The organism is Paraburkholderia sp. BL25I1N1 (assembly GCF_003002025.1).
GTDB lineage: Bacteria > Pseudomonadota > Gammaproteobacteria > Burkholderiales > Burkholderiaceae > Paraburkholderia.
In genome coordinates, this window is sequence record NZ_PVZB01000033.1 from 24,797 (window position 1) to 46,272 (window position 21,476).

At 58.9% G+C, this 21,476-nt stretch carries 20 protein-coding genes and 2 pseudogenes; 7 read left to right on the forward strand and 15 right to left on the reverse strand.

Features of this window, described 5'->3' with window-relative positions:
- Positions 1 to 42: 42 nt before the first annotated feature.
- From B0G73_RS34705 to imuA, 3 genes are read right to left on the reverse strand one after another with little or no spacing between them, the layout of a single operon-like run.
- Positions 43 to 3,192, reverse strand: coding sequence for an error-prone DNA polymerase (locus B0G73_RS34705; RefSeq protein ID WP_106285619.1), 3,150 nt, complete (start codon positions 3,190 to 3,192; stop codon positions 43 to 45).
- 6 nt (positions 3,193 to 3,198) lie between these two features.
- The gene (locus B0G73_RS34710) at positions 3,199 to 4,668 is read right to left on the reverse strand and encodes a DNA polymerase Y family protein (protein WP_181196715.1); all 1,470 of its coding nucleotides are present in this window, start codon (positions 4,666 to 4,668) and stop codon (positions 3,199 to 3,201) included.
- On the reverse strand, positions 4,598 to 5,305 hold the full coding sequence (gene imuA / locus B0G73_RS34715) for a translesion DNA synthesis-associated protein ImuA (RefSeq protein ID WP_106285621.1): 708 nt from the start codon (positions 5,303 to 5,305) through the stop codon (positions 4,598 to 4,600). Before imuA ends, B0G73_RS34710 begins: the two co-directional genes overlap by 71 nt.
- A gap of 87 nt (positions 5,306 to 5,392) precedes the next feature.
- Here imuA and B0G73_RS41515 point away from each other — a divergent pair.
- Positions 5,393 to 5,676, forward strand: a pseudogene (locus B0G73_RS41515) (hypothetical protein).
- Between the two features lie 768 nt (positions 5,677 to 6,444).
- Here the strand turns inward: B0G73_RS41515 and B0G73_RS34730 are convergent.
- The 4 genes from B0G73_RS34730 to B0G73_RS34745 are packed head-to-tail and all read right to left on the reverse strand — an operon-like array spanning position 6,445 to position 12,497.
- The gene (locus tag B0G73_RS34730) at positions 6,445 to 9,585 is read right to left on the reverse strand and encodes an AAA family ATPase (protein ID WP_106285623.1); all 3,141 of its coding nucleotides are present in this window, start codon (positions 9,583 to 9,585) and stop codon (positions 6,445 to 6,447) included.
- A complete protein-coding gene (locus B0G73_RS34735; RefSeq protein WP_146144266.1) occupies positions 9,582 to 10,145 on the reverse strand; it encodes an ABC-three component system middle component 1 in 564 nt (187 codons plus the stop codon). Before B0G73_RS34735 ends, B0G73_RS34730 begins: the two co-directional genes overlap by 4 nt.
- On the reverse strand, positions 10,126 to 11,433 hold the full coding sequence (locus tag B0G73_RS34740; RefSeq protein ID WP_106285625.1) for an ABC-three component system protein: 1,308 nt from the start codon (positions 11,431 to 11,433) through the stop codon (positions 10,126 to 10,128). Before B0G73_RS34740 ends, B0G73_RS34735 begins: the two co-directional genes overlap by 20 nt.
- The gene (locus tag B0G73_RS34745) at positions 11,430 to 12,497 is read right to left on the reverse strand and encodes a ComEC/Rec2 family competence protein (protein WP_106285626.1); all 1,068 of its coding nucleotides are present in this window, start codon (positions 12,495 to 12,497) and stop codon (positions 11,430 to 11,432) included. Before B0G73_RS34745 ends, B0G73_RS34740 begins: the two co-directional genes overlap by 4 nt.
- Before the next feature lie 900 nt (positions 12,498 to 13,397).
- On the opposite strand from B0G73_RS34745, the gene B0G73_RS34755 reads away from it, so the two are divergent.
- Positions 13,398 to 14,039, forward strand: coding sequence for a DNA methyltransferase (locus tag B0G73_RS34755; RefSeq protein ID WP_106285628.1), 642 nt, complete (start codon positions 13,398 to 13,400; stop codon positions 14,037 to 14,039).
- Positions 14,040 to 14,298: 259 nt separating this feature from the next.
- Here B0G73_RS34755 and B0G73_RS34760 read toward each other — a convergent pair whose 3' ends face one another.
- From B0G73_RS34760 to B0G73_RS34795, 7 genes are all read right to left on the reverse strand, one after another.
- Positions 14,299 to 14,559 carry a transcriptional regulator gene (locus B0G73_RS34760; protein WP_106285629.1) on the reverse strand — a complete coding sequence of 87 codons (261 nt, stop codon included), beginning with the start codon at positions 14,557 to 14,559 and terminating at the stop codon, positions 14,299 to 14,301.
- A 27-nt stretch (positions 14,560 to 14,586) separates the two neighbouring features.
- The gene (locus B0G73_RS34765) at positions 14,587 to 15,297 is read right to left on the reverse strand and encodes a hypothetical protein (protein WP_106285630.1); all 711 of its coding nucleotides are present in this window, start codon (positions 15,295 to 15,297) and stop codon (positions 14,587 to 14,589) included.
- Positions 15,298 to 15,989: 692 nt separating this feature from the next.
- Positions 15,990 to 16,352 carry a single-stranded DNA-binding protein gene (locus B0G73_RS34775; RefSeq protein WP_106285632.1) on the reverse strand — a complete coding sequence of 121 codons (363 nt, stop codon included), beginning with the start codon at positions 16,350 to 16,352 and terminating at the stop codon, positions 15,990 to 15,992.
- Positions 16,353 to 16,514: 162 nt separating this feature from the next.
- The gene (locus tag B0G73_RS40775; protein WP_166679228.1) at positions 16,515 to 16,664 is read right to left on the reverse strand and encodes a hypothetical protein; all 150 of its coding nucleotides are present in this window, start codon (positions 16,662 to 16,664) and stop codon (positions 16,515 to 16,517) included.
- 20 nt (positions 16,665 to 16,684) lie between these two features.
- The gene (locus tag B0G73_RS34785) at positions 16,685 to 17,011 is read right to left on the reverse strand and encodes a hypothetical protein (protein WP_106285634.1); all 327 of its coding nucleotides are present in this window, start codon (positions 17,009 to 17,011) and stop codon (positions 16,685 to 16,687) included.
- Between the two features lie 65 nt (positions 17,012 to 17,076).
- The gene (locus tag B0G73_RS34790) at positions 17,077 to 17,910 is read right to left on the reverse strand and encodes a DUF932 domain-containing protein (RefSeq protein ID WP_106285635.1); all 834 of its coding nucleotides are present in this window, start codon (positions 17,908 to 17,910) and stop codon (positions 17,077 to 17,079) included.
- Between the two features lie 52 nt (positions 17,911 to 17,962).
- Entirely contained in the window at positions 17,963 to 18,376 is a 414-nt protein-coding gene (locus B0G73_RS34795; protein ID WP_106285636.1) for an antirestriction protein, read from the reverse strand.
- A gap of 333 nt (positions 18,377 to 18,709) precedes the next feature.
- On the opposite strand from B0G73_RS34795, the pseudogene B0G73_RS41960 reads away from it, so the two are divergent.
- From B0G73_RS41960 to B0G73_RS34815, 5 genes and pseudogenes are all read left to right on the forward strand, one after another.
- Positions 18,710 to 18,904: pseudogene (locus tag B0G73_RS41960) on the forward strand (ParB/Srx family N-terminal domain-containing protein); the annotation flags it as partial.
- A 3-nt stretch (positions 18,905 to 18,907) separates the two neighbouring features.
- Positions 18,908 to 19,555 (forward strand): ParB/RepB/Spo0J family partition protein, encoded by a 648-nt coding sequence (locus B0G73_RS34800; RefSeq protein ID WP_374957047.1) that lies wholly within the window; start codon positions 18,908 to 18,910, stop codon positions 19,553 to 19,555.
- Between the two features lie 85 nt (positions 19,556 to 19,640).
- Positions 19,641 to 19,946, forward strand: a complete 306-nt coding sequence (locus B0G73_RS34805; protein ID WP_106285637.1) for a hypothetical protein — start codon at positions 19,641 to 19,643, stop codon at positions 19,944 to 19,946.
- A gap of 131 nt (positions 19,947 to 20,077) precedes the next feature.
- The gene (locus B0G73_RS34810) at positions 20,078 to 20,365 is read left to right on the forward strand and encodes a hypothetical protein (RefSeq protein WP_146144268.1); all 288 of its coding nucleotides are present in this window, start codon (positions 20,078 to 20,080) and stop codon (positions 20,363 to 20,365) included.
- The gene (locus tag B0G73_RS34815) at positions 20,365 to 20,586 is read left to right on the forward strand and encodes a hypothetical protein (RefSeq protein WP_106285639.1); all 222 of its coding nucleotides are present in this window, start codon (positions 20,365 to 20,367) and stop codon (positions 20,584 to 20,586) included. The genes B0G73_RS34810 and B0G73_RS34815 overlap by 1 nt, the downstream gene beginning before the upstream one ends.
- Positions 20,587 to 20,845: 259 nt before the next feature.
- On the opposite strand, the gene B0G73_RS34825 is transcribed toward B0G73_RS34815, so the two are convergent.
- Complete coding sequence (locus B0G73_RS34825) at positions 20,846 to 21,373, reverse strand: conjugal transfer protein TraD (protein WP_181196717.1); 528 nt, start codon at positions 21,371 to 21,373, stop codon at positions 20,846 to 20,848.
- Positions 21,374 to 21,476: the final 103 nt, after the last annotated feature.

The following is a 21,476-nucleotide window of genomic DNA, read 5'->3' on the forward strand; positions in this document are numbered from 1 at the left end:
CCTCCGTTTCATGCTGTCATGATACGCACTTCCCCAATCCCCTTAGCAGAAGTTTCTGCTGGCAGTAATCAGGCCGCCAAGCAGGTGAGACATATCGACAAGGCGCTGCGCAACCAGATGTCGAACCTCACCCTGGCATTGCCACGTTCCATACACGGCGAGTAGCGATGCGCCGAGCGATTCCTTTCTCTGCTTCTCAAGCAGACTGGGCCACACGATGACATTCACGTTGCCGGTCTCGTCCTCGAGCGTCACGAACATCACGCCCTTGGCCGTGCCCGGACGCTGACGCACGGTGACGAGCCCGCAGCCACGCGTGAGTTGCCCATCGCGAGAGGTGCGCAGCGTCGACGCCGGCATCAGCCTGTTGGCGAGCAGTTGCGGGCGGAGCAGTTCAAGGGGGTGTCGGCCCAGCGTCAGGCCGACTGAACGGTAATCAGCAACGATGTCGTTGGCCTCAGTTGGTGCACCGAGCGCTGGCGTCTCGTCCTGAACGGCTGCTGTCGCGAGCATGTCCTTATCTGGTACCGCCGCAACGGACTGCCACAGCGCTTCACGGCGATTACCGGCGAGGAAGGCGAAAGCGTTGGCATCTGCCAGCACATGAAGATCCTTGCGGTCCAGTTGCGCGCGGCGGGCAAGGTCGTTGACGCTTTCAAATGGCCGCACCGCGCGCGCGTTCCCGATGCGTTCCGCAGCGCCGTCTTTCATGCCTCGCAGTAGCGACATGCCGAGCCGGACGGCCGGCCTTCCGGCGCCTGGCAGGTTGACCAGTGCGGAGTCCCAGCTACTGACTGTTACGTCGACGGGCAGGACTTTGACGCCGTGCCGTTGTGCGTCCTGCACGAGCTGCGACGGCGAGTAAAAACCCATCGGCTGTGAATTCAGCATCGCCGCCAGAAACGCCCCCGGCTCGTGGCACTTCAACCAGCTACTCGCGTACACAAGCAACGCAAAACTGGCCGCGTGACTTTCCGGAAAACCGTATTCGCCAAAGCCCTTGATCTGTTCGAAGATGGATTCGGCGAAGGCGAGATCGTAGCCGCGCTCCTGCATGCCATGAACGATCCGGTCGTAGTATTTTTCCAGTCCGCCTTTACGTTTCCAGGCCGCCATCGCCCGACGCAGCTGGTCAGCTTCACCGGCGGTAAAGCCGGCCGCAAGAATCGCGACCTGCATCACCTGCTCCTGAAAGATCGGCACGCCCAGGGTTCGTCCAAGTGCGGTTTTCAGTGCGTCACTGGGATAGGAGACGGGCTCGAATCCCTGGCGCCGCTGCAGGTAGGGATGCACGGCGCCACCCTGAATCGGACCCGGGCGGACGATTGCCACCTCGATCACGAGATCGTAGAACGTCCGGGGCTGCATCCGCGGCAGCATGCTCATCTGGGCACGCGATTCGATCTGGAACACACCGACTGTATCTGCAGCCGAAATCATGTCGTAGGTCGCAGGGTCCTCCGCCGGGATGTCCTGCATTTCGAATCGCTCGCCACGCTGCTCCGACACAATATCAAGCGTTCGGCGGATAGCCGAGAGCATACCGAGTGCGAGGACGTCGATTTTCAGGAGGCCGAGCGCCTCGAGGTCGTCCTTGTCCCACTCGATGACAGACCTGTCCTCCATGGCGGCATTCTCGACAGGCACGAGACGCGTCAGCTTGCCGCGACTGATGACAAAGCCACCCGAGTGCTGGGAGAGGTGTCGCGGGAAGCCAAGCAGTTGCGATGCGAGCTTCGCCCATGCCTGAATAAGCGGTTTTTCCGGGTCGAGGCCGGATTCCCTGAATCGCGCAAGCAGATCCTGACTCGTATCAAACCAGTGGTGCGACTTTGCGACGACGTCAACGATCTGGGGATCAACGCCGAGCGCCTTGCCGGTTTCACGCAGCGCACCGCGCGGTCGGTATGTCGAGACTGCCGCCGCGATTGCTGCGCGGTCGCGGCCATACTTGCGATAGATGTACTGGATGACCTCTTCGCGACGCTGGTGCTCAAAGTCGACATCGATGTCCGGCGGCTCGCCGCGCTCCTTCGAGATGAAACGCTCAAAAAGCATGTTGCCGCGAGCCGGGTCCACCTCGGTTACGCCGAGGCAATAGCAGACGGCAGAGTTGGCCGCGGAGCCTCGCCCCTGGCAGAGGATGTGCTGGCTACGTGCAAAGCGCACGATGTCGTACACCGTGAGAAAGTACGGCTCGTATTGCAGCTCCGCTATCAACTCCAGTTCATGCTCAATCTGTTCCTGCACCTTGTGCGGAATACCGGACGGAAAGCGTCGTTGTGCGCCAATGTACGTTTCCTGCCGCAGATAGGCGGCGGGGGTGAATCCGGTTGGAACGAGTTCGTCGGGATACTCGTAGCGCAGTTCATCCAGTGAAAAAGTACAGCGGCCTGCAATATCTATGGTTGCGGCAAGTGCGTCGTCGGGGTACAGGTTAGCGAGCCGCAGTCTGGAACGCAGGTGCTGCTCGGCATTCTGTGTCAGGTCATAGCCGCACTCATGCACGGGCCTGCGAACGCGGATAGCGGTCATGGTGTCCTGCAGCGGCTTGCGCGAGCGCACATGCATGACGACGTTGCCAAGCGCGACAACCGGGACGTCGTGATTCCGCGAGACAAACTCGACCGAGCCGCGGTGGATGTCATCCATCGCACGCTGGTGCAGCACAAGTCCCACCCAGGCGCGGCCCGTGAATGTCTCATCGAGCCATTCGACCTGCGCCGCCAGCACGTCTTCTTTCGCCGGAAAGTCCGGTACAAGAATGGCCAGGCAGTCGGGCAGGCCGCGCAGGTGTCGGTTTTCCCTGTCGGGTCGCGAGAGGTCCTGCGGCGTCAGGCGGTATTCGCCCTTCGGTGCGCGGGTACGGGCGAGCGTAATCAGTTCAGACAGGTTGCCGTATCCTTCGCGGTTTCTCGCGAGGAGAATCAGCCCGAACGCGGGCGATCCGTCAGCGTTCGCCAGATGGAAGTAGGACCCCACGATAAATGGCAGCCTGGCCTCCTTCGTTGCAACGTGTGCGCGCACGACGCCGGCCAGTGAGCACTCGTCCGTGATGGCCAGTGCTGAATAGCCCAGCTGCTCCGCGCGCTCAGCCAGTTCTTCCGCATGGGAAGCGCCGTGCAGAAAAGTGAAGTTGGAAAAGCAGAACAGCTCGGCATACGCCGGCAGGGTGGAAAAGGTGGAGTCCATGGCGTGTCATCCGAACAGGCCATGCAGGAACCACCGCTGGTCTTCTTCCGCGTCGCGACTGCTGACTCGCTCGCGGTATATCCAGACGCAGCTCTGGTCTTCGCCCTGGGCGACGAAGTAGTCCCGGGTCACCAGTTCGCCATCAAACCACCCAGCCTCGATGCGTTCGCCCGGCGACACCATGCGCAGTGGCGAGCCATAAAACGGCCGGTGTTTACGCATGAAAAGACGCACCGGTTTTGCCAGAAGCCATGTGGGTCGCGGAAGCCCTTCAGGCAGCACTGTGCCTTTCGATGCGCTGGCGACAGGCACCCACCGATTGGCAATCTCAGGCCGGTAATCCGCGGTTGGGGCAGGGCGGAGTACGTTTTCTTCACCGAGCCGTGCAACCAGCAATTCGACCAGACGCGCATGATCCTCAGCTGAGCCGCCAGGTTCCGGAAACAGCGTGTCCGATGCGGGCGCCGCAGGTTGCACATTGGCCGCATCGAGCCGCAGTGCTATGACTGGCGCGGTCAGTTCGATCCGTCCAAGGCGCTCGCTGATGAGCCGGACAAGATGGTCCTCGCGCCAGGTCGGCTCGCCCAGCGCGATTTCGATTGGCGTCGGCTCAATCGCCTGTCTGCCGCGCTCGTGCTCCAGCAGGAGGGTTGCGCCTGTCAGCGCCAGCTGTTTTGCGCACAGCCAGCCACATAGCTGGACGATGAGGCGATGCGCGCCAAAGAGCGCCGCTTCCGCATGTTCGATGCGGTCGGGCATTTCAATCCGGGCAGAGAACGTCGGCGGCAGTTCCAGCCAGTCAAAGAGTTCAGGTGCCGTGCCGAAAGCGCGGTCCAGCGAATCAAGGAGGTGCTCGCCGCAACGGCGTTGCAGTCCGGCACGCGGAAGCCGTCGCACATCGGCAATCGTTTCGCAGCCAAGTCCCGTGAACCAGTCCGCGAACGGCCGTGTTTCCGGCACTGACAGCAATGACAATGCGGATAGTTGCCGCTCAAGCGAGTTGATCTTGAGGACGCGCCGGTTGCGGTGCTTCGCGAGCAACCATGCACCTTGCCCGGTCGGTGCCGCGCTGATGCGTGCGGTCAGCCCGATCGCATCGAGGATCGCTTTGGCTTGGCGGCACACCGCAAGCAGACCGCCGAACAGACGCAGGCTCGCGCCGATGTCGACAACCACGACAGCCTCGTCGAGCAGGGCGACATCTGGCGAAAATTGCATGAGCGCAACAGCGACCTCGCGTTGTGCGGCGTATTCCCGGCTCGGATCGCGCTCGTGCAGCGCAACTTCCGGCGCAAGCGTCAGCACTCCGCCGCGTTTCATGCCGACCCGCACGCCCGCTGACCTCGCCACCCCGTCGGCAACGAGCACCTTGTCGCGATCGAGGACCACGCAGCCGTGCGCAGGCTCAGGCAGCCACCGTGGCCGGAAGACCTCGAGCTGCAACCGGGGCAAGTGGACGGCGAGAAATACGCGCATGGTGCGAAAACAGAACAGGGGTGGGTTGAAGGGGGATCGACAGAGGGTCTGCGCGTGCTGGACCTCGTCGCTTCGCAATATCGACGGTCAGGCCGTCGCGCTCTGGCCTTAGCGCCAGTCGTAAAACGGCGGGGGACGCATCCTGCGCGGCCGCCAGTGGGCGAACCATGAAAAAAAGCGTCTCGGAAGACTGGGCGACCAGATGTAGCCGCCGCAGCGAAGACCTCTGGACGTACTGCGTCCAGAACAGGAGCGCACCGCAGCTTCCGGCACGCAGAATCTGCTCGGCTGACCACAATGCGTCGGCGGTCTTTGCGGCGCGGATCTGCAGCAGCTGTTCCGGCCAAAGACCGATGTACTCGAGACCGGGTCCGTTCGGAACGTGCGGCGGCTGAACCATTGCAACTGGCCGTTTGCCCAGTGTGCTGAGCGCCGGTCGAAGCAACCGCATCTCTCCCACGCCGGCCTGCTGGACCAGCAGGTCAATGAGCGCGCCAATCGGCCATCCGCCGCCGGGCAGCTCGGCTGAAAGGGCCGGGTAGCCGGTATCGACCGTCCTGCCCCGGCCGCGCGCAAGCTGCGATGCCCGCCACAGGGACGGGTGAATTGCTTCCGGGATGGGTGATGGGGCGGTCATTGGATTGCGCAAATGCCTGTATATATGTACAGTATCCTACACGGAAATCCGTAGCGGCGAACAGGCACTTTTTTCGAGGGAGCCCAGATGAACATACGCGCTCGCAAGACTGTCGGCCATCCCATGCCGGAAATTGCGGCGTTTGTTGCCGGATGAAAGCAGCGTTCGGCGAGCCGGAAATCGATGAAGCCATCCGCCGAAGCAGGGCGGGAGAACCGACGTTTTACGCGTGCGAAAATGGCCGCACTATTGGCACCCCTGCGCCAACGCAAGACAACGTCTGGCGTGTTGACGGGGCGGTGCGAGACCGTCACTACTGCGCTGGCTGCGACGGTTCATGTGTCGGCACCGCAAAATCGTGCCGGGCGTGAACGGCACGAGAGCATACGGAGAGGTTATGTTTCGATCTTTGAGTGTGGGGGCAATACTGCTTGCTGTTGCTTCGACCGCAGTCGCAGGAGAACGCTACGTTGAAATCTGGAACCCGCCTGAAGCGCGGATGCAGCCGTCCGGGAAGGGCAAGCCGAGACCGGGCAAGGTTGCGGTGCTCTCACATCACGTATCGAAAGCTACACCGCGCCGGGTCGCCGATCCGGTAACGAAGTCCTTGCCGAACAAACGCGTGGGGAATGGGCCTGGCAAAACTGCGACGCCGCGCGCGACAGACCTTCCCCGAATAATGACGCCCGAAGGAAATGTGCTCCGCGTGCACGACGGGGGAGCGCTGGTCGAGGTAGTCCATTAGAAAAAGTCCGTCCGGGAAGGCCCCCTCTCTGATCGAGAAGAAAAAATCCTTCACGTAGTCGGTCACGAACGGTAGAAGAGGGGCGAGCTCCGTCCGTCATCATCTGTCTCAGCGGGGCCCATGAAGCGTCATGCGCCCGCACCGTTGCTCAGACGTTCGGACGTCGTATGCATCCAGCAAGCGCTCATTCAATTCGCGAGGACGGATGTTGCTTCATCGGCCAAAGCCGACATCGGGGCGGGCTAGGTGCGACGGCAGCAATATGGCTGGCTGCTGACGTTGGCGGCACTGAGCAACCGGACGGCAGCTTGCCTTCGTTGCACGTCACGCGGAATTGTTCGGTATGCATTGCCCTCCAGGAGATTTCGCATTTCGTCTTCATGCTGTTGAGCTGCTATGAAGGATCCGTTTCACCCGTTCGCGCCTTTATCCGCCCAAACGTCTCCAATTCAAGGAACTTTGACTCATAGTGATATTCAGGAATCTTTCGCTTGAGCAGTTCGAAGAAGCTCCTATCGTGCGTTGATAAGATGATCTGTCGGTCAAATTTTTTGGAGATAGTACGCAACAGGTCTATCGTAGCCAATACGTTGATTGAATCCATAGAATGAATTGGATCATCAATGAAGATGCATCCAACTGGCTCTCCATGCGCCTTCACATGCAGAGCGCGTGCCAGAAAAATGCTTAGGCTAAGGATGTTTACCTGAGCTGCACTGAAGTAAAGGTTAGGTGCGATGCAGTCGCCGGCCTCGTCCGAAACTAGGACGTGGAGACGCGGTTTTTCCCCCTCTGGGAACTCGCATGTGAAGCGAACCTCTTTGAAGTCCGGGTGTGGATCGATCTTCCTGTATATCGAATTGATTAAATCAGTAAAAAAGAAGCTACTGATTCTCGAATCCAACCTTTGGATGATGTGCGTGTATTCCGCATCAACTTTAGCGCTGAGAGCCTCATGCTCAGCCTTCTCAGTTAGAAGTTTGTCGAGTTGCTTCCGCGCTCCAATCGATTCGACATAGGGGAGCACGAGCTCCAATTGTTCGCCTAGCAGCGCATATTGCCTAGCCAACCCTGTTGTTGTCTCTTTCTGTTGCGCATACATCGCGTTTGCGGAATTAATCCCTTCCACGATTCTTTCAGGCAGCCACGACGAATCGTACTCTGGCAGATGCGAGCCGATCTTCGATACGAACGTAGAAATTTCCGCCTCCGCTTCAAGCCGTGAGCGTTGGTTCGATTGTTCCTCGCGCTCTAAGGAGGCCATGTCTTCCGTGCGCGGGTTAGGCACCGTGACCTCCTCCTTCTCTAACTGATCTCGCGCGTCCTTCAACTGCTGCAAAGCAGCTGCTGCTTTAGCCTGGCTCTCTTCCAGCATCTGAGCCACGTGCTGTCTTAGTTGTGCGGGATCGAGGGCACTTGACAAACAAACGGCCATCGATTCCTTATATACCTCGCTACCCTTAGCTTGGTCGGCCTTTGCCCTCGCCTCATCAATCGCTTGATTCAGCAGTTTTACCGCGTCTCTGCGGAGTTGGGCCTCATCCTCCGAACGAGAGAGGTCCGACTGCTCCTTCGCACGACGCTCGGAAACCTGACGAAGATCTTCTGCTAACTTTTGGCCAAGTTGCTCTGCGCTGAGATTCAGCACGAGCTGAGCCGAAGTCTGTACGCGAGGGGCCGCAGCTTGAATGTCGCGGTCGAGCGACTTTATTTCTAATGTGAGCGCGTGCAACTCCCGTTCGCTCTGTAAGACGCGAGCCCGAAAGTCAAGTGCTGCCTTATCTTTTCTCCGGTTCCATTCCTCGATTAAGACTGTGACTTGCTGACATGACTCGTCGAAGGCTGCCCGCGCGTCATTCTGCTTCTGGAGCGCGGCTGCTTCCAGTTGATTGAGTAAATGATTGCCCAGAATGTTCTGCAACAGGTCGTCGGGGCTCGCGTGTTCTTTCGTACACAGCGGACATTGATTCGAGGGCGTCTTCGCTAGGATCTCGCAGCCGAGTGACACCAAGGTCGCAAATTGGTCTTTTTGAGCATCGAAGGCTGCGAGGGCCTTTCCCGCCGCCACAAGAAGCTCAGCGCGTCGGGCTTTCTCAAGAACAGCTTGCCGGAGAGGAAGTACAGAAACGCCCTCTTCCGAAATCATGGTCAAGTCAACTGCGTTGATTGATTCTTCGGTGATCTCTAGGCCAATCAGGCTTTCGAGATTGCTCTTCTCCAAATCACGCTTCGCGGTTAGCACATCAAGACGTTGTTGGCGGTTGTCCCTTTGAGCCTGTCTTTCGTTGATAACAGCGCGCCCTTCGTTGAGTTCACGATATATTTCGGGGGCCCGCTCTCGCAGAGCCACTAGCGCATTCGCATTGACGTCCAAATCTTGCAACGATGTCTTGCATGTTGCGATGCGCACTTCCCAGCTTTCAAGCTCCGCTTTCTTGACTTGAAGCTGCGCCTCCGACTCTTGCTCTCGTGCGGTGATTTGAGCCATTTGACTAAGCAGCTCTTCGAACGAAGGCACTTTGCTCGACAAGGTCTGATGCCTTGTCGTGTCCGCGTGTGCTCGTTCAACGGACTCAGTCCAATGCGCGACTTTCTCTTTGAGCTTGGCGTAGCGATTCACAGCATGACGCCGTTTCTCGAGTTCGGACAATGCCTTAATTGCTGCCCCTCTCGTAGCCATGGAACCCGCTACAACAGGCAACTCGACGAGCGCTGCCTGCAAGTCGACCAGAAACCGCTCAAGGTCCGCGCTACTATTGTTCAGTTCGTGCAGCCGTTGCGTAATCAGGTTGCGAAGATCGCGCTCGCTGTCCGCGTCAAAGCTCTCTGATACCGATTCAATGCGTTCACCACGATCGACCAGACTTTGAATAGTCCGATTAACACTCTCGAAGATCCCGGTGTCGGTCTGTTTTGCGAGAACTTCTTCGTATCTTCGCTGCTCCTCGGACATACCCTTGAGCAGGATTGTCAATTCGCGCCTAAGGGCAACGAGATTGGCGCGATAGGTATCATCACTATCTCCGAAGTTTTGCATAAACCGGTCATAGCGCGCGTCAGGTTTCTCCTCTCGAAGGAATCCGTCGATGGCTTCTTGAGACAGAAAGATGCCAGCGACTTCCTCCATTCCGCGCACCGGTGCTTCGCGTCTGAAGAGATAGTCTCGGCTACCAGCGCGCGCCTTCGGCACATCTTTAATGACATCGCCGAATCCGATTCCTGTGACGGTCACTCGTGAAGGCGCAGACTCTGGGATTGCACGATTTCGCAAGATGTGTTGACGACGACTCTCCTGATTCTGAGCTCGAGAGATATTATCGTTTTCAACGCGAGTGTAATCGCGAACGAACCGTTCGATGTTGTTCGTAAGCGCCCACTCTACGGCATCGTAAAAAGATGTTTTACCGAAGCCGTTTGGGGCATAGATGGAAACAAATCGTGCAGGGTCGCCCAACGGAGTTGTGAAGTCAAAGGTTCCATCACTCTTCGTTTCATATGCGCGGAAACCTTCAATGATGACTTTTTTTATCTTCATGAGAGAGATCCTAGACGCTCGAGAAGTTCGTTGATGCGACGGCGCCGAACTTCGGACGAACGCTCTTTTCCATCGAGAGGAAGTTGCGAGGAGGTCGAGAGAAAGTCTCGAAATCGATTCGAGTTCTCAAGCTGGTCATACAGTCCGTCCCCCACATCCGAAAGCTTAAGGTCTTGTCCTAGTATCGAATTCTCCAGCGCCTCTCGCACGACAGCGTCAGACTCCGAGGCGAACGTCGGCCCTGCTAGTACCAGCTTTCTGAGCGCGAACCGATCGTTCTCAATGCGGTACTTCAGGTGCTTGTCCATCGCTGACGGTGTCACCAAGGCGAGGTAGATGTTCCAAGACGAAAATTCGTCTTGCAACGATGATTGATATTCAACGGCGATTTCGTTGTTGATCAATCGCCAATGTTTTGCGCAGGTTTCATTGTCCGAAAAGCGAGCGATAAAGCAACTGATGAAATGCCTCGCGTCATCTGAATGGAAGAATGCAAAATCGACATCCGACGCGATATTTTTCAGAAAACCGAGATTTAGATCATTGAGCAATAGATGCACGATAGGCCTCCGCTAGCAACTGCAAGACGGTATGTTCATCAAGTCCGAGTTTATTGTCGTAAAGTTGTTCTTGCCGAACAATACAATCCATGTGAAGGCCATCAAGATGGAAAAGTTTCACCTTGCCGATGGGTTTACGCGGAATGCCGATGTCTAACGCCCCACTCAGGGGAAGACCGATGTCCGGCACCACTCTGGATAGGTCTCTGATTGACCTGGTTTTGGCAGGCGACCCTTCGATCCGATTGCTAACGAGCACCAGGCCGTCATCAGCGAGATCACCAAGGTCAGATTGGATGATCCGTTCGACGAACGCTGTCCACTCGCCGTCGGAGCCACTGTATAGAAATCGACGTCGTGAACGTAGCGTCTCGATATAGTCCGCATCGACAACTTGTGGCCTGTCGAGCAATACAGACAGGGTCAGGTACTCTAGCCACGAAATCCAAAGCTTCCTGTCAAGCAGGCTGCATTCGGGATCCTCTTGAACTAACAGCCTCTTCCCAAAGGTGCTCAGGATTCCATTGGGGGTCGGAGTGTCAGTAGCGAGGTTCGTTCGAATAACACTAAGAAGGACCGTTCGCAGACGTTGCAGCGTTGCCGGGCATTCGAAGCCTGGTAGCGAAAATGCTGCATCTGCAAGCTGAGAAAACGACAGCAAGAAGGGCGGCAAGATCGGGGGGAATCCATGCTCTCTGATCAAGTCGTCGAACGCAGGTATTCCAATGCAACGCAACCAGTTGTGTCCCTCTTGAAGCCGACCTTCCATCTCGCACTCGACCGCGACGAGAATCCAGCGTTTCGCGGCCTTGATATACACGCCACCGCCTGAGACCCCTCGAACTTCATCAACTGGCGCAAAGCTCTTTGTCGAGACATCGATCGACATCGCACCGAAGCTCTCTATCTGCCCTGTGAAGAGCCGGAGCGGGTCGTTCAAATTGCGTCGAATTTCTGGAAATCCGACCAACCACATCGATTGCTCCATCTCGACCGACGTCGATGTCGCCGTAGGGTCCAGCGTCTGACTGACCACCACGATCACTGCAATATCGAGCACTGGGGAAACGATAAGCTGCCTGACTTCAATCTCGGTGCCAACCCGCAATTTCACGACAGTCTCGTTCGGCTCCATGAGCGACGCGACATTAGTCCGCTCTCTAAGCAGATTATGGCGTGCTGTCAGAACGTACGAATGGTCGGCGCTGAGCGCTGTCACCAGCACGCCAGACCCATCGTTGACCATCACCGCCCGCTGATATATCTCTTCTGGTCCGAGCGCGCTCACAGTGTCAAGTCTCCTGTGAGCGCTTTTATGTTCCCGCAGGCAACACGCTCCTCCAAATTTGGAAAGACGTCGTCTCTGACTGCCTCGTAATTGAACAGTATCTCGCTATTCGGTTGCAATTCATTGATTCTGGCGAGGGTGGTTTTGCTCGGCAAGGCATGACGCATGCCATTGGTCGAAACAACGAATTTCTCGCATCGAATTAACGAAAGCAGTTCCTCGCTTGTGTTCGCTTTGCTGCCATGGTGCGATAGCTTGCACACAGAGACTTCTAGTGGGTTCTCTGACGATACGCCTAAATGGTCTCGAAGCGTCTCGCAGACTGTCGATGGGAGCGCGTCTCCGAGAAGTAAGACTCGATGTCCCTGCGTTTCGATGAGAACCGCTATCGAGCTTGCATTATGTACAGAAGTGTCTTCGATGAACTTGTCGTTGACCCGCAATTCGGAAAGCGATAGGTGGTAGTCTTTTGCCGCGCCAGAAGTGAGCGAATCAGCTTCCTCCGTCTCCCACTTGGAAAGCAACCTGGTTAGCTGCTGCTCCGTCGGGGAAAGGATAAATATCTTGCCGTGCTTGAACGAGATCTCGCGGCCATCTACAAACCTTACTTGCCGACGCGAGGTACAGTGTCCATCCAAGAGGGTGTCGAACTCTACGCCCTGAGCAATGCTCGTAAGTCGGTCTTCAGGATCGTCTATCCAGATGTCCGATCCCTCAGGTACCTGCGTGTTGAAGGCTCGGGCAATTAATTTTCCCGAGTTGAACCAGACGTCATTCGCCATGACTGAACGGTACTTATCGTGCCGGCACGCCTTCAATAGGCCGCCGATATGATCGTCATCGACATGGGTCACTATCGTGAGGTCGAATCGCTCGCCTCTCTGTCGCAGATCCTCCAACACCTCTTGCAACGGGCCCGCTGTTCTCTTCCCACCTTGGCGACGCTCGTAACACTCTGACGGGCCGCCGTCAATCAAGATTCGGAACGTCTCGGTGCCGACGCATGTCTCAATGACAATCGCATCGCCGTGTGCCGCTCTCAGGAAGCTTACTTTTAGAGTCATCAATAGCTCAGGTAACGTTATCTTCAGCGACCGTGTCAGAAGATCGCGTGTACCTTACGATTATATCTTGGTCTACCCGACCTATCTGGCGACAAAGTAATCTCTGACACCGGCGACAAGAGAGGCCATCGACGCATTGGGGTCCATGAAAGCGACCATAACGTACTTCAGCCGCCACGCTGGATCAGTGCGCTGAAGATTCACGCATCGTACAGAGGGCAATGGTCAAACATGCCGCCGTAGAGCCGCTACAGCTTATCAAGGGATCCGCACCGTCGGAAACCGGACGGCCGAGGTGGTCGTAACGGCGAATTTGCTGATTCAATCAGCAGGATCCGACACCATCAACGCTGACAAGGTTCGCTATACGCTAGGCTGCCGACCTTGGGCGCGAGCACCGTCAATGTCAGCAAAGGCCGACGACTCGTCTTTGGACGTGCCTCGGCGAATGGCCGTTGCACCTCGGAACGCGCCGTTGGATACGCGCTGGCTCGAAGGGCGGCTCGGGGTCGTTTGGCGATGATCGCGCGCCGCTTCCGTACTTCGTTTTCTGATGCGCCTCCCTCCGGCACAAGCCCCGGCGACGATGCCGGCCGGCGATGCGCGAGAGCAAGTCTGGCTTCGCGACCTCGGGTTGCTGGTAGCGGCGACGTATTCCAGATCGAAAGATGGATGCGCCCGCTGCGCGGTCACATTCATCTTTCTCATGTCAAAAAGCGACGCACCACCGCCGGCGTACCCGGGCGGTATCGTCCTAATCAAGTCAGTTATCCTTAAAAACTATTTGTTTCACGGGAAATTTCACTACCCGTCGCCAACAATCGCCGGCGCGGTGTGGTGAAATTGTGCGGCCGCACGCGTCGCCTTGCTACTCACGCCCTTAACTTCTGGAGAGCGAGGATGAGCTATCTTATGCACGGTGACTGTCTCGAAGTCTTGCCGGAAATTCCGGACGCGATTGTCGACTTCGTTCTCACCGATCCGCCATATCTCGTCAATTATCACGATCGTAGCGGGCGCTCGATCGCGAACGATGTTCATGCGAAATGGCTTGCACCCCCGTTTGCTGAAACGTATCGCGTACTCAAAAGCGATGCGTTGTGCGCGAGCTTCAATGGATGGACCCGGACCGATCTGTTTTTTGACGCATGGAAGCGCGCCGGCTTCCGGATCGTGGGACACATCGTGTTCGCCAAGCCGTACGCATCCAGAGCGCGGTTCGTCAAATATCAGCACGAATCCGCCTACCTACTTGCAAAAGGTTCGCCCGCGGTGCCGACGTTACCCGTGCCTGACGTCATTCCATGGAAGTACTCCGGCAATCGCCATCACCCGACCGAAAAGCCTCTGGGCTGCCTGAAGCCTCCCATCGAGGCTTTTACCCAACCCGGCGAGGTCGTACTCGACCCGTTCGCGGGTTCCGGCTCGACCTGCGTGGCCGCGCAGCAGCTGGATCGCCGATATATTGGCATCGAGCTGGACGCGACGTGGTATGCCGCTGCGCAAGCCCGCCTGAACAGGTGCGATGTGATTGCTGAATGACGTTCCGCGCCCGCGACGTTGCGTCACGGGCGCCATTCACGGATTTCCCATCATGGACTGGAATCTGTCGTAGATTCCGATGCCACTGCCTGCCAGCGTCTTCCTGCTAGTGGCTATCCGACCTCGATGCAGACGATGTTCTGGTCAACGTGCGTGCCGTCTGGTTCTCCGTGAATACCGTCTTCGCCGGACGGCCCGGCAGTATCTGCCCACAGGCATTCCGTCGTGATGCTGGGCGTAACGGCGACCAGGATCGAATTCAGCACTCCCATATCTGGCCTAACCCGGCCGCAGCGCAGAGCAGCGCCCATGCGGAATAGGGAATGCCTGCGTCCCCGCTTATCCAGCGTCTAAGCTGGCGGCCGCTCTTATCTGCGAGCCCAAGGAAATCGGCGGCCTGTCTGCCAGAGAATCCCGCCAGGCGAATCACTTCCTGTATTTCCGCCCCGGTGGGCTCCATCCAGCTGACGGCCGGTTGCAGGCATTCCGGGCGAATCTTTGTCTGAACCTCAATTGTCATGTTCGCTCCTTTGCGCGCGATCGAACTTTAAATCCACTGCGGCCGCCGCTCGCCTTCTTTCGCGTCGAGCGGGGCAACACGGTGCCCACGAGGTGTCCACGCATGGCGATGCAGATCGAGCAGATCGCGAGCTATGCTCCCGGAGTCAGCGGCCGAAAAGTGTAGCTCGATCGGCAACTCGCGGGCCGGGTCACCGTCGATCGTGACAACCAGCGTGATGTCGCGATAGCCGGGCGCTTCAGAATGCGTCACATAGCGCGCCTGATAGCGTTCGCCGCGAACCGGCGGCGGTTCTAGCGCCGGACGTTTGTCAAGATTCCAGCGTGAGATTATCTGCTGCCAACGCTGCTGTCCGTCGGGGAAATATTGATGTACCTCAACGTCCGGACGATGATCGAGCCGCAGTACGGCCAGGCAGTGCTCGAAAAGATCGTCGTCCAGTGCCCGCAACGCTGTGAGATCGAAACGGTAGTCGGTCCCGTTGTACAGGCCTGCGAGCAATTCTGCGACGGTCTCTGCCTGTACGGTGTCGCCTTCGGCCACGTCGACGAGCTGCAGGAGCGAATCGAGGCCACGGTCACGATCGCCGGCGCGAATCTCCGCGGCACGCTGCGCCGGGGTCTGGCCGCCGTGCGCATTCGCAAAAAACTCAGTGATGGTGTGCTGGAACGCCTCGAGGAGGTGCTCGGGCACGTCGCTGGTAATCCGGTGTGTTTTCGGGCGGGGCGGGATGCTCATGGTGTTACCTTGCTTGTCCGGAGTGGGGGGCTTCGACCTTACATCCGTGTTCGTCGGTGATAGAAGAGGCGACGCCGAACGGCACCGTCGCATAGAGGGCTTCGGCCAGTGCAAGCCCTGAAACCATACCGCGGAAATATACGCCGCTGTAGCCAACGCCAATGCGTTGCTTTCGTTCGCGCCAGGCCGCGACCCTGTGTGCCTTAGGACGTTCCAGTCCCTCGGCGCTGGCGTCAAGCGTTCGGCCTTTCAATATCTGCTCCTGGTGATTCAGTTCCTGTACCGGATCGTACGACAACTCCGGCCGTACCGGTCCTGGGTCCAGCCCCCACGGCTTCGCCGCGGGGGAAACACGCAGCCTGCGGCTGCTTGACGACCCCGGCCACGGTCTGCTTGCGCCGTACCGGATCGTCCCGGCGCTACTGCGCCGCGCCGGCGCTCTCCCCACGCCTGCCGGCGCGGGTCCCCGTGCGCCTCGATCCGGGCGCGCCGGCGCGCGCGTGACGCCTGCGGTTAGCCGGGCACAGGGCTTGGCAGGAAGGGGCTACCTTTCCGGACGGCTGGGACGGGCACGCAATTCATGCCATTTCCCGGCAGATGCGAGGCCGTACGAAATATCGCCGCCGCCCACGGTTGCCACGTCATCGCCTGTTCTGGTCAACGGCCCCAGCATGAACCGGTGCCGACGTGGATTATTCCTGACGCCGCGCGAGTTGCGCCCGCCTGAGTTCGCCAGGTGCGCCGAATTCGAAGTTATCAACAGTGAAGTTGTAGCCGTAGCGCTCGACACCCTGGCCGTCCAGGTAGTCGTTGTTCGACAGCTTCGCTTCAACGATCAACTGATCGCCCTTCAGGACGTTTCTGGCAATGACCTCGCCGCGTGAACCGAACGCAGTAAACTGGATCCGCAGCTGACGCTCTTTCGCTTCGCCGCTGCTTTCGTCGCGACCGGCATACTCGTTGGAAATCAGAGTGAATTTTGCCACCTTTGAATCACCGTGATTCGAGAGGACCGGGGTTGCAGCAACACGGCCGGTAAAGAAAAGCTGGTTCATGATGCGTACTCCTATATGTCTACGCGGGGATGGGGGCATGCGGAACATGCTGTGCTACTGGTGAATGCCGAGCGCCCGCCGGATCGCATAGCGCGCCTTGCGCTCGCCATGCAGTTCACCGTGGCTGGCGCCGCGCTGGTAGGCCTGGACGGCGACATTGATCTATCCGGGCAACCAGTCGGCAGGGGCGCTGAACAGCAGGATGTCGCCATCTTCATCGAACACGTCGAGACGGGCGAGCGCGGCGATACCCCGGCGCAGCGCGAGCGCGCCGTCTACGCCGTGAACCATTGTGTCGGTTGCTTCATGCATGGTGTGATCTCCGGAAGATGTCAGCAGGGCTGGACGGAACAGGCGTGGTAAAGATCCGCGTCGGCGGAGGTCGGCAGCGGGGCGCGCGGTGGCACCCGGTCGAACTCGGACAGGGCGGTCCGGGCGATTGCACGGAGTTCGTCGCGGTGCATCTCGATCGCGTGACCATCGCGGTCAAGCATGTTCGCAATGCGGGTGAGCGCTTCGGCTGACCTTGCGGCCGCGTCGGCCGACAGCGCCATGCGCAGCAGTTCGGCGCGCACTACCGACCGGTCGCCATACTGCCAGACAGCCAGCAGGGGGAAGAGGGCGGTCAGCCACGTTGGCCGGATATGAACGGTATCCATTTGATGTCCCTATCGTATTTGATGTCGTGAGAGCAGGCCCCGACCGGCGGGTCGGGGCGTACCCGTTAGCCGCGCAGGCGGCGCAGTTCGTCAGCAAGGACCCAGAGGGCGCGATTGAGTCGGATGTTCTGGTCAATGCCGGTCACGGCGCGGGTCGTGGTGGTCCGGCCATTCGCATTGCGACCACGCAAGCCGCCATTGATCATGTTTTCCTGCACGCGATTGAACGTCGTCCACAGGTCCGGAGAGCGATCCTCCATGCGATGCGGTGTCAGGAGTTGTCGTTCAGTGATGGGCGCTGGCTTGTCGTCGTCGTACCGCAGCGCAAGCGCGGCCCGCGCGAAAGCGGTCTGTTCGCCGTCGGTCAGCGCCAGACCGGCCATCCCTTCGCGCTGCCGGGTCGCCGACTCGAAGCCGTCGAGCACCCTGAATGCCCCCTCGATCACCTCGCCGATCACATCGCCCTTGTGGGGCACGCGGATATCGCCAACGGTGTCTCCGCAGACCATGCCGTTCTGGCAGACAAACCGGAACATGCCGCCGATCATCTGGTAGCTGCTGGTGCCGTCGTGGCTGTTCAGAAGGATGATTTCGTTGGCTTCACGGCCAGTAATCTGGTCGGCGTGGCGCAGGCGGACCATGTGTTTGGTGTGGGCGCGCTTGTCGTCAGTGCGCACTCGGGTCTGGCAGGCCATGAAGGGCTGAAAACCTTCCTTGCGCAGGCCGTCCAGTACATCGCTGGTTGGAATGTAGGTGTACCGTTCGGAGCGGCTTTCGTGCGCGGATAGCGCGAAGATCGACGGGGCAACCTCTGCAATCTCGTCATTCGTCAGCGGGCGATCCGAACGTGTGCCAACTGCGTTGCGGCTGAAGCGGTTTGCCAGGTAAGTGGTGTCCATGCTGTTCCCCAATGTCGGGATCAGCCCCAGCCCGCAGGCCGGGGCGGGTCAGTTAGTCGATCGCGCGGAGTATGTTGGCGGCTTCCACGTGCTGGGCCGCGTAGGCGCGTAGCGCGTGGTAATGGTCGGCGATCCGGTCATCGCCGCACTTCTCCAGCAGATGGCACAGGGCAAACAGCATGACGACGATGCCGAACGCGTCGGCTCCCATCATGTCGTTGTAGCCGTTCATGTGCCACCGGACGTGCATTTGCCCACACCGTTCAGGGGCCATGTAAAAGCCCCCATTGGACAGCTGGAAGAAGTGCCATGATCCGCCGTTGTAGGCGCGGCAGAGACGGCGTGCCCAGTCGTACACCAGTGCCTCACCCTGCAGGTAGTGCGCCCCCAGGTAGTGGGGGAGGAAATTAAGGCGCAGTTCTTCCGGAACGACGTTCGACGACACCTTGAATTCGTTATCAATCACGGTTTATCTCCGGTTTTGGACCGCAACGGAATGTCGGGCCACGTCTTAATAATAGGTCTTATAGACCGTAATACAAGGAATATTCAGATTGATATTGTTAACTGATATTTATGGGTAATTGATATTATTGATTGAATTATTCTTGATATACAGGTCTTTTAGACCTAATATATATACGTGGCCCGACACTCCGTTGTGGTCCGAAACCGGAGATAAGCCGCGACTGTATCTGTTGAAAACAGAATTGCCGAAAGTGGACTCGAAACGGATTTCGGCAATGAAACGAAAATCGAATATGTGCCTTATGGGCTGCTTTGCAGGTCACCGTCGAACGTGCGCAGGAAAGCCCCGGCCGGAATTGAAGAACTGGCGATCACAATTGAAGCCAGGGGCCTGCTGCAGAACCTGGTCGTGCACGCAATAAAGGGCTCGCGCGCGAAGAAGCCGGAACCTGGCGTATGCGCCGGTCAGCGGCGTCTGGCTGCGCTCGACCTGCTATTCGCGCAGGGCAAGATTGCACCAGACCATCCCGTGCCGGTGAAGGTAGTCAGCGAGGCCGAAGCGGTTGCCGCGTCACTGCTGGAAAACCAGCATGAAACGATGCATCCGGCGGACCAGTGCGAGGCGTTCCGGATGCTGGCCGGGGAAGGCCGGAGCGTCGAAACCGTCGCGCTTTTCAGGAGTTCACAGCTGATGGTATGTCGGCGTCTGAAACTAGCGAACGTCTCACCGAAGCTGCTCGACCTGTTCCGCAACGACAAAATGAATATCGAGCAGGTGACAGCGCTGGCGCTGGCCGACGATCACGATTTGCAGGAGCGCGTGTGGTTGGAGGCGAGCGAGGCATGGCAACGCGAACCGCGGGAATTGCGTGCTGCGATCACCGGCACGGGGATTGACGCGAGCCGCAGCCACCTCGCCCGATTTGTCGGGCTGGACGCTTATGCGGCCGCAGGCGGTTACATAAGACGGGACCTTTTCAGTGATGCGGAGAACGCCGGGTATATTGCCGACCCGGACCTGCTGCACCGGCTGGCCGCCGAACGGCTGGTCGCTGCGTCGCAGGAAATCGCAGCGGAAGGATGGGGTTGGCTCAGAACGCACACGACATGCGAACGAAGCGCGACTATGGCGAAGTCATGGCGTATGGCCGCTTGCCCTCATTTTCGCGCGAGCTGACGGCTGACGAGCAGGCCGAGCTTGATGCGCTCATCGTGAAACGCGACGAGGCCGACGCAACGCTGAACGCCTCCGACGAGGGGAAGTGGTCGAGGATGACGCACGACGCGAGCAACTGGAACAGCAAGCGTATGCGCTGAGCGACCAGGTCGACGCGTTCGGGGAGCGGCTTGAGACCTGGGCGGACGACGACATGAAACTGGGCGGGGTGTTCATCACGATAGACCAGGACGGGGAGCTTAACATCGAGCGCGGACTGGTCAAGCGCGAGGATGTGGCGCGCGTCAGGATCCGAAGGAGGGCGCGAACGATGGCGAGGAAGACATGGCGGTTACCGTACCGCAGGCCAAAGAAAAGCCAGTGCACAGCGAAAAGCTGTGCCGCCGTCTGACGGCACACCGGACCGCTGCGGTGCAGGCTGAACTTTCCCGCCGCCCTGTCGTAGCACTGGCCGCGCTGATGAACCGGGTAATTCCCACCGTGTTCGACGAGCGTTATCACTTCGCTTATGCCGGGAGCGCCGTGAAGATCGACGCGCACGCATCGCGCGATGCGCTGGTGCGCGAGGCCGACGACATGGAATCGAGTGTGGCCTTTGAACAGATCGAAGCCGACCGGGCGAAATGGGTGAAACTGCTGCCGAAAAAAGTGGACGACCTGTTGCCCTGGCTGCTCAATCAGGAAACCGACGTCATGGCGAGCCTGTTCGCATTTTGCGTGGCCGCGACGCTCGACGGTATCAGCGCGACTGATAGTGCCCACCCGATCAGCGCGCTCGCCGACGTGATGCAGATTGATATGGCGTTCTAGTGGAAGCCAACGCAGCAAAGCTACCTGAATCACGTCTCCAAGCACGGATCATCGACGTGGTGACGGAAGCCGTTTCGTCGGAATCAGCGGCAGAACTGCAAGGCATGAAGAAGGGCGATGCCGCTGCGGCTGCCGGGCTCCGGATGGCAGAAAGCGGCTGGTTGCCGGAAGTGCTGAGGAAACGTGCAATGAGCGAAACGAAGCGCGGAAAAACACGCTAACGTCACACAAAGCCCGGGCCAGGTGGTCCGGGCGACACCTGCCGGGCCGCCAGTCGCGCGGCCCGTTTTTCGTAGTGCGGATCTGAAGCTCCGTCGTCCGGCAAGCCCGTTTTCACGCGTCCAATCCGCTCCCGCATGTTGCGCGCGCCGTCGCATTCCGACGAGGAGCGCGAGTCGGCAGGTACCTCGCCGCGCCGCAGATCGTTGACAACGCCGACCCGGAGCAAAGCACAGGGGCGATCCGGTTCGATACAACCCGTTACGCGGGCGCCTTCTCCGCCGTAGCCGCTTCAGCCGCTACCCCGGCGCTGGCTTGTGTCTCCGGTTTCTTGTCATTTTCCCGCTCGGCGATGAATGCGTCGCCCCGCTTCTTCAGCGTGCGCTGCAAGTCACCGTCCGTCCTGAACTGATCGAGCGTCCACAGCAACGCGCCGGTCAGCGTGCCGCGATCCACCGGAAAATCGACCATCGGGACGATGCCGCCGAGTTCGATCAGTTCGCGCGTGTGGGCCCTGCGCTGGTTTTCGCGTCGCTCACTCAACATGCGGGCGGCTTCCGCCTTCATCGAGTCTGCCTTCTGGTTGATCTTTTCAAGCCGGACCAGCTTGTCCAGCTGGCGGGACTCCTGCGCGGTGGGAGCCGGGATCGTCGCGAGTTCGACCAGCAGGGTCTGCGTGGCCGTAGGGGACTTCAAACCCTGGATGTACTGAATGTGTTCCGTGAGCCATTCGTTCTTTGCCATCATCTTTCTCCTGAAGCAGATTGACGTTGCATCGAGCGGCAGCACAGGCCGGGCATCGGCCCTGCCTGTGGCACCATTCCGGATCATGAAAAAATGCAAAAGCGGCCAGCAGGGAAGGGGACGCCGCAGGACCTGGTGAGCAGGGCGG

Excerpts from the sequence above, each read along its gene's own strand:
- B0G73_RS34765 (WP_106285630.1), bottom strand. The coding sequence starts at position 15,297 with ATGAGCATCCCGCCCCGCCCGAAAACACACCGGATTACCAGCGACGTG.
- B0G73_RS34745 (WP_106285626.1), bottom strand. The coding sequence starts at position 12,497 with ATGACTCTAAAAGTAAGCTTCCTGAGAGCGGCACACGGCGATGCGATT.
- imuA (WP_106285621.1), bottom strand. The coding sequence starts at position 5,305 with ATGACCGCCCCATCACCCATCCCGGAAGCAATTCACCCGTCCCTGTGG.
- B0G73_RS34730 (WP_106285623.1), bottom strand. The coding sequence starts at position 9,585 with ATGAAGATAAAAAAAGTCATCATTGAAGGTTTCCGCGCATATGAAACG.
- B0G73_RS40775 (WP_166679228.1), bottom strand. The coding sequence starts at position 16,664 with ATGCATGAAGCAACCGACACAATGGTTCACGGCGTAGACGGCGCGCTC.
- B0G73_RS34705 (WP_106285619.1), bottom strand. The coding sequence starts at position 3,192 with ATGGACTCCACCTTTTCCACCCTGCCGGCGTATGCCGAGCTGTTCTGC.
- B0G73_RS34760 (WP_106285629.1), bottom strand. The coding sequence starts at position 14,559 with ATGACAATTGAGGTTCAGACAAAGATTCGCCCGGAATGCCTGCAACCG.
- B0G73_RS34755 (WP_106285628.1), top strand. The coding sequence starts at position 13,398 with ATGAGCTATCTTATGCACGGTGACTGTCTCGAAGTCTTGCCGGAAATT.
- B0G73_RS34710 (WP_181196715.1), bottom strand. The coding sequence starts at position 4,668 with ATGCGCGTATTTCTCGCCGTCCACTTGCCCCGGTTGCAGCTCGAGGTC.
- B0G73_RS34790 (WP_106285635.1), bottom strand. The coding sequence starts at position 17,910 with ATGGACACCACTTACCTGGCAAACCGCTTCAGCCGCAACGCAGTTGGC.
- B0G73_RS34775 (WP_106285632.1), bottom strand. The coding sequence starts at position 16,352 with ATGAACCAGCTTTTCTTTACCGGCCGTGTTGCTGCAACCCCGGTCCTC.
- B0G73_RS34785 (WP_106285634.1), bottom strand. The coding sequence starts at position 17,011 with ATGGATACCGTTCATATCCGGCCAACGTGGCTGACCGCCCTCTTCCCC.